This window comes from Candidatus Cloacimonadaceae bacterium (genome assembly GCA_030693415.1).
Classification (GTDB): Bacteria; Cloacimonadota; Cloacimonadia; order Cloacimonadales; family Cloacimonadaceae; genus JAUYAR01.
Map to the genome: position 1 here is coordinate 1 of JAUYAR010000078.1, position 6,894 is coordinate 6,894.

Annotated in this window: 9 protein-coding genes; 4 read left to right on the forward strand and 5 right to left on the reverse strand. The window is 39.6% G+C overall.

The genetic code is table 11. The annotated features are described in order from the left end of the window. The first annotated feature begins 114 nt into the window (after positions 1-114). On the forward strand, positions 115-582 hold the full coding sequence (locus tag Q8M98_04740; protein ID MDP3114067.1) for an MjaI family restriction endonuclease: 468 nt from the start codon (positions 115-117) through the stop codon (positions 580-582). On the opposite strand, the gene Q8M98_04745 is transcribed toward Q8M98_04740, so the two are convergent. The 5 genes from Q8M98_04745 to Q8M98_04765 form a co-directional block, all read right to left on the reverse strand. Next, positions 557-1,582 (reverse strand): site-specific DNA-methyltransferase, encoded by a 1,026-nt coding sequence (locus Q8M98_04745; GenBank protein MDP3114068.1) that lies wholly within the window; start codon positions 1,580-1,582, stop codon positions 557-559. The genes Q8M98_04740 and Q8M98_04745 overlap by 26 nt on opposite strands. 303 nt (positions 1,583-1,885) lie before the next feature. Beyond that, positions 1,886-2,614, reverse strand: a complete 729-nt coding sequence (locus Q8M98_04750; protein ID MDP3114069.1) for a hypothetical protein — start codon at positions 2,612-2,614, stop codon at positions 1,886-1,888. 6 nt (positions 2,615-2,620) lie between these two features. Further along, on the reverse strand, positions 2,621-3,985 hold the full coding sequence (locus Q8M98_04755) for an ATP-binding cassette domain-containing protein (protein ID MDP3114070.1): 1,365 nt from the start codon (positions 3,983-3,985) through the stop codon (positions 2,621-2,623). Then, complete coding sequence (locus Q8M98_04760) at positions 3,986-4,561, reverse strand: hypothetical protein (GenBank protein MDP3114071.1); 576 nt, start codon at positions 4,559-4,561, stop codon at positions 3,986-3,988. Continuing rightward, on the reverse strand, positions 4,558-5,526 hold the full coding sequence (locus Q8M98_04765; protein MDP3114072.1) for a polyprenyl synthetase family protein: 969 nt from the start codon (positions 5,524-5,526) through the stop codon (positions 4,558-4,560). The genes Q8M98_04760 and Q8M98_04765 overlap by 4 nt, the downstream gene beginning before the upstream one ends. Before the next feature lie 231 nt (positions 5,527-5,757). Between Q8M98_04765 and Q8M98_04770 the strand changes: the two genes are divergently transcribed. The 3 genes from Q8M98_04770 to Q8M98_04780 all read left to right on the forward strand — a co-directional run. After that, complete coding sequence (locus tag Q8M98_04770; GenBank protein MDP3114073.1) at positions 5,758-6,183, forward strand: glycoside hydrolase family protein; 426 nt, start codon at positions 5,758-5,760, stop codon at positions 6,181-6,183. Beyond that, positions 6,180-6,638 carry a hypothetical protein gene (locus Q8M98_04775; GenBank protein ID MDP3114074.1) on the forward strand — a complete coding sequence of 153 codons (459 nt, stop codon included), beginning with the start codon at positions 6,180-6,182 and terminating at the stop codon, positions 6,636-6,638. Before Q8M98_04770 ends, Q8M98_04775 begins: the two co-directional genes overlap by 4 nt. Further along, positions 6,638-6,894: hypothetical protein (locus tag Q8M98_04780; GenBank protein ID MDP3114075.1), on the forward strand; the 257-nt coding region annotated here is incomplete at its 3' end. The genes Q8M98_04775 and Q8M98_04780, both read left to right, overlap by 1 nt.

The following is a 6,894-nucleotide window of genomic DNA, read 5'->3' on the forward strand; positions in this document are numbered from 1 at the left end:
ACCATTTAGTGTATGAATCCATGGTCTGAAATCATGCCTGATTGGCAAGGTGGCTCTCACCTTCGGAACGAGTGGCTCTATTATTCGGAGGGGTGGCTCTAATTCTGCGGACTAATGGCTCTATCTTATCAGATTATTCACCAAGGCTCAGTGGAGGACTTTGGACGAAATCTTTATGAGTCGCAGATCAGGCAGTGGGGCAAATACAAGTACTCTCTTGAGGAATGTAAAAGGTGGGAATATGATTTGTTTATCACTCAATCTCTGAAAGGGAATCTCATTGAAGATAAAGCAAAGAAAGTCATCAGCTTACAATTACCCTCACTTGATGTAATTGATGCCTCTGCAGAGCTTGATTCCGAGTATCGCATTGATCTTGTGGTTAAGAAGAACGGAACAGAAGTTTGTGGTATCCAGATCAAGCCCCACACTTTTTATTTCATGAGACAGAATGTAGTTAGCTTCAATTATGTGGCTAACACATCCTGGGGTAAACCAGTCTACTACTTGATTTACGATGAGAGAGAAGAGTTTACAAACTTACCGGAGATTGTCTCTAAAATACAAGATATTGTTGGTTAACATCGGGGTCAGTATAAGCCACTAAGTATTCTTTGTTTGGTTCACGTTTGATATCGGATATACCGTATAACTTGAGGTCTGTTTCTTGGCTAGTAATCACTGGGAAGCCGTAATTGGCATTAATATGTTTCGGCTGTTTCCCCTTCTTTATATAATCCTCTACAAACTTCGTATGATTTTTCAGTCGATTATAGATTATGTTGTTAGCTTCGGATATGAAACTGCCATTAACTCTTGAGTCCAACACATCAATAAACGATGAATCAATATCGTAGCCTATGCTGTTCCTTCCATTCATCATGGCAGCAAGTGTTGTAGTTCCAGTGCCGAGGAAGGGATCAAGAACAGTATCACCTCGTAGAGAATACATGTTTATCAATCTATTGGGTAGCTCTATTGGATAGGCTCCGCTTCGTTCTCTGCCGGCATTACCGTTAAGTCCCTGATTGGTACCCTTAAAATCCCAAACGTCAGAAAACCATGTGTTTCTCTCTTCCCAGAAGAAAGCACTTTCTTTCCTCAGTTTTTTATCGTCATCAGTTTTAAATTGTCTTTTCCCAGGTTTTCTGAAAATCAATATATACTCATGCTCTAGAGTAACATAAGCCCCTCCGGGGAGCATGCCAGATCCCATGAACTTGTTGGGAGCATTTGTTTGTTTGCGCCATATAATATTCGGTAGATTTAGGAATCCAATCTTCAAACAGTCTTGTAATATCTTTGAGTGATTGGAGAACAATCTAAAAACTCCATTTATTGTACGAGTGGCGTCACCGATATTTATGCATAACAATCCACCTGGCCTCAGAACTCTGAAACTTTCCATCCAAACATCAGATAGAATCCTATGCATCTCATTAAAAGTAATATCAACGTTGGATTCATCCTCAACATCGATACTAACTCGTTGGGTACTAAAACTATCGTCCCACATATCGATCATGGGATATGGAGGTGATGTTACTACCAACGTTACAGATTCATTTTGAATCCCTCGCATCATTGTAGCCGAAGCATTGTAGACTTTATGTTCAGTAGTCATGTTATTCCTTATCAGCAGTATTCTTCAACAACCCAAGATAATTAGGCTGGTAAATCAAGCAAGTAGTATCTGCATATTACATGAAGATATTGAAATACGATTGTCTTGAGATGCGAGCATGGAAAAAAATCGGCTTGATCAGTTAGGAGATGACTAAGCGACTTGGAATCAAAAACTCCGGTTGGAACCCTAAACAGGAAATGAATCGCAAATCATTCGTTATAGCCATATCCTACTATTACTCACGATATTTCCCACAAACTACTGCACTATTAGAAAGAGAAAGATTACTGCCGAAAATAGGAATATTATCATAGCATCCTGAGGTTGGAATTTCTTTTGAGGATTTTCAGGATCATAACCCAGAGATGCGACTCCTCTTACTTGCAAAGACAAAACGAAGCATTCTAAAAATTCGAAAAAGTGTCCCAAAAACCCGACCAACAGAGTCTCTGAGTAGAATAGAGGTGTTTTAAAAAAGGTGATTTTCTTGATTCTAATCGTTTTAATCGTACATAGCAATGCCCATATACCAATGTCTACAGCCCTGAAACATGAAATGAATGCAGCACTTATTTTGGGAAGTCTTAACATATATGCCACGGTTATAATCTCGTCTTGCGGTAGAAGAATTTTAAACACCAATGCTGCCATGAATAGATTAAGAAACTTCCAACTACTCTTGATGAAGCTTTGGATAAAATCAACATCAATGAATGAACTTAGCTTAATCACGGCAATTGCTAAAATGTTAATAAACACTGGTATGGCCAGTACTTTTAAATCTCTACCAATAGTATCTAATGAGGACAGCACTGTAAGTAGGACTATTATGGTGAATACACCAAGCACAACAGGGTTATTCATAAATATACATAAAGTAAAAAGAATCCCAATTATAAATCTTGTTATTGGGTTTGTTGTTGCTATGAACGAATCAACCATGTGTTCTCTTATATAGGCAAGAATTCTTGAATTTGATAGCATCATATACACCTAAATCTGAACCTCAACTTTTTTTCCACTAACCTGCACAACCTCTTTGTTACATTGCGCAATTATCGCAATACCATCAGATTGAAGAAACTTGGCGATTCCGTTTTTTAGGAGAGATTTGTAGGTACCATCTAATGATGCAAAAGGTTCATCCATAAACAATATCGGGGCTGAGCATAGTTGGGCACAGGCTACCAATAGTTTCCTTTGTCCGTATGATAAACTCCATGTAAATCTACCTAACAATGGCTTAATAGCAATTAATAGATCAGCAAGGCATTCTGGCCAATTTTGCATTTTCCCATTGCATCTTAACTCATCAAATGAATCGTACATAGAAATCTGATCTTCGGCATTTTGAGTAATATAACTAAAAAAATCAAAGAACTTTCTACCTGTTTTGTAAGTATTATCTCCCCAAACAATACTTCCTGTTGCAGATTTATGGAATCCACAAATTGCATCAATGAGAGTAGTTTTTCCTGATCCGTTCGATCCATTTATTGATAGGTATGAACCACGTATCAATTCCGATGAGGGCAAAGTGAAGCACTTTTTATTCCTTTGAGCAGTTACATCACATAAAGAAAGCGTGTATTTATGTTGATTCTTAGCACCTTTCAATGAATAATGTGCAATATCTGGTACTTTCGCTACCTGATTGACATTGCATGACAGTCTTAATACGATAACTCTTGGATCACATTTTAAATGGTCTACTACTCTTTGATCATGTGTCGCAATAAATGTTATTGAGCGTTCACGATTTTCCTTTTCCAATATATCATTCAGTACCCAGATAGCTCTCGAGTCATCTAAAAATGCAGTAGGCTCATCAAGGAAGAGTAGTTCTGGTTCCATAACGGACAAAGCCAAATATCCAACTATCTGTTGCTGCCCTTTTGATAATTGATAAGGAGAGTGGTTTTCTGTAATTCCGAGACTTTTCACTTGGTCTAATGCATAGTTCACATTTGGACGCTTGGTTGATATGTTTGATCGACGGACAGAAAACTCAAACTCGTCCCTTATTGATGAACATATTATATTTGCTCGTGGCACTTGAGATAAATACCCTGAACGCACGCAATTATCGTCTCCATTAAATGATACATTGGGCTGGATATCTTTCTTAGTTCCGGAATTGACCACTGAAAATTTCGTGCAATGCTTTACTAATATTGTAGACTTATAAACCCCGCTTACAGCCTTTAAATATGATGATTTACCTGAGCCATTATCACCCAAAAGGAGTATAATGTCACCAGAGGAAACAGATAAGCCTTGTTTGTCAATACTGATGTCAATCTGGTTGCCGCCCAAGAAAGATACGGAGCAATTTGTTAAATCAAGTGATATACCCATTTATAAGCCAAACAGGCGACTATACTTTTTCATGAACCTTGATGCGGCAAATGTGCTTAACATACCTTCGATGATAAACACTAATGGAACGATAGTTAGTATTTTTAAGATACTACCCCCAACGATATCTTGCACAAGACCTGTAATAAAAACAACATAAAACCCTAAACTTAGCATCACAACGTAAAGTATCAATGCTATGTACAAAGCAAAAGGTTTGCATTTTAAGCCACAATATCCAACATCATATGCTAATCCACCCATGAACCCGACAAGCAATTTATATGGGCCTGGAACTCCCATAAGCTCTGTTGGAATAGCAAGAAAGCTGTATAATGTCCATATTATGGTAGCCGTACCCCATTGACGATTCATTCGTGATGCAATGGCCAAAAAAAAAGGAACTGTCAAACCCGTTAAAAACCCAGATGCTCCTGTCAATCTGAACATACCAACGAGTAATTGTAAAGTGAAGTTAATCCCAAAAAGCACTCCGCCAAAGGAACCAGCAATTATGCTTCCTCTTAATGAGACAAATGAGATTTTCAACTTATTATCTAGTTCATGGAATGTCATATCTTCTCCTTTGTTGAATACACAATTACCCATTTATCAAGTAAGTATTGAGTCAGCTCAGTTGAATACTCATTAATCGGCAACAGCGAGTATAAGATACGCTTACTGTTTTCGATAAACCCTCTAACTTGATCTAAAGAGTCTTCGATAATTGGATGTTTTTCAAATAACTCCCTGAATATCTTCATGTCTGCAATCTGTTTGTTCTGGTACAACTTCAATAAGAATTCTGGTTTGTGATGATAACCCATTGCTATCAGCAAGGGAAAAGACATTGACCCTTGCTTTACATCAGCAATCAATTCATCATCTCCTTTTTGTAACCACACCATAACATCTGCAAGATCATTGCATACTTGATAAGCCATTGCTAAGTTCTCTGACAGCTCATCGATCTCTGGTGGGACTGGTCGTTTTGCCATAAGAAATCCTGCTGCAATAGCAAATCTACCAATCGATCCTGACTTTAAACAAACAATTTCTCTGTAGTCCCGTAGTGCAACAGCTAGTTTATCAGGATTTGTGAATACTTGTTTCAGCTGTCCGTTCATGGTATCATATATAGCAGTATTAAGACATGATCTATACTTCTTCGGACATATATCCATAGCGATTGTTTGTAAAAATTGAGAAGAAAGAGATGCTACAGATAAACCCATCAACCCGTATATAGATGGTCTATTATTTCTTTCTACCTGATTATCTGCAACATCATCAGATACAAGAGTTGATCTATGAGCAATCTCTATGGCGCAAACCGTACTTTTAACATGAAGCGAGGATATCATCTTCCCTGATAATGCTGAGTAGACATATAAGAACATTAAAGGTCGAACTTGTTTTCCTGATGAAATATAATCTGTTATGTTTTGTGTTCCCGAATCATAAACTCTTAGACGATGTTGCACTTTGTCAGAAAGTAACGATTGTCGAATCAATGTTGAAAAAGCCAATTTATGACTCATTTCGACACGCACTCCATGATGATATCCACCAGTGGATATGCAAGTGTTAACTGAAACGGATATCCCATTTATTATCTCGCATGAATCTCATAATTCGCATTGAAATCGCCCACACAGTTTTTGTCAATAACAAAATCTGTCGCATCGTTATGCATCCGTATTTGTGTGAATACGGGGTAGTGGCTTCCTTGCTCCAGAGACAGTATCCAATACTACTCGCAAGGAGATACGATGGAAGCAACGCTGTTAGAACGCATCAAAGAACAATTAGTCAGGCACGAAGGTCTTAGGCTGAAGCCATACCGCTGCACAGCAGGTAAACTGACCATCGGTATTGGTCGCAATCTTGATGACTCCGGTATCTCCCAGACCGAAGCCTGCGTACTCTTGGAGAATGATATCCAGAACTGCGAGAAGCAGTTGATTGATGAGGTTCCTGAGATTTATAATCCATTGGATGAAGTCCGCAAGTCGGTTCTGCTGAACATGTGTTTCAACCTGGGTATTGGTGGTCTTTTGGGTTTCAATAACACTCTGGCTTTCATTGCTGCCGGAGACTGGGAACGGGCTGCCAATGGTATGCTGGCTTCCAAGTGGGCAAAGCAGGTTGGCCGTAGGGCGATTGAACTCTCCGAGCTGATGAGGAAAGGCAAGTGATACCGATCCCGGTCGAGATAGATGACATGCTGGCTATACTCAATTTGCCAAAGGAGATGGGTGACAACGGTATTTTCAAAGAACATAAAGCTATCGTCATGGAAACGATCAGAACCCTTGTTTTAGTTAATCATTACCAAGATGCAATACGCAACGATTACCCTGATGATGATCCATTCCTGATCTCTTTTCGTTTTGCGTTCTGTTTCCTGATGCTGCATAGCACCTGTGAGTTTCTCAATTTGAAGACCCTGGGTGAGGGAATAGTCAAGACAGTAGGATTAGACCAGTCTGCCACCGAACTGCTCACAGGAAGCGAAATTGACGCATTCAAAGCAAACCTTGAGCTAAGAGCACTGACCGGGCTTCGAGAGTATCTTAATCAGCATGGACAAAACCGCCTGGATGAACTGAAACCCAGACCTCCAAGAGTGATCAGGGTGGGAGTGATCTAATGCCGGATAACTATACCACTCCAGATGAGCTGATGCGAGAGATCTACCTGGCTATCTATGCTGCCTTGGAGAGCAGACTGCATTTGATCGGTTCTGTAATCGATGCCGAGTCCCGCAAGGAGATATTGGCGCAGCAGATTTATGACAAGGGCGACTTCTACGTCAATACAGGCTATCTGGTCGAGACCAGTCCTGATGCTATGATCCTGAGAGTGGGCTCCAATGTGCGTCACGAGCCTTTCGTTTTGGGCGGTAA